General features: G+C 39.8%; 1 pseudogene. It reads right to left on the bottom strand.

Annotation, left to right across the window (positions count from 1 at the left end):
- A pseudogene (locus HMPREF2628_RS10890) lies at positions 1-231 on the bottom strand (hypothetical protein); the annotation flags it as partial.

Below are 231 nucleotides of genomic sequence, written 5' to 3'. Positions count from 1 at the left end.
GAGGTTTCGCCAACAAGATTCTGAAAATCCGTAATCGTCTTGGAAAACTCAGAACCTAGAAATTCTAAGCTATTCTTTAAGCCAACAATCACGGGGTTATGAACATTATTGATTTCATTCGTAATCGCTTTTCCAACTTCTCCATGCATGGAATTACTGGTGATGATGGCATTCATCCCATTTTTAGCGGTATCCAACTGACTCTGAGCAGTTGCGACCATCTTCATATAG

The organism is Streptococcus sp. HMSC063B03 (assembly GCF_001836965.1).
GTDB lineage: Bacteria > Bacillota > Bacilli > Lactobacillales > Streptococcaceae > Streptococcus > Streptococcus pneumoniae_F.
This window is presented reverse-complemented; position numbering and strand designations above follow the sequence as displayed.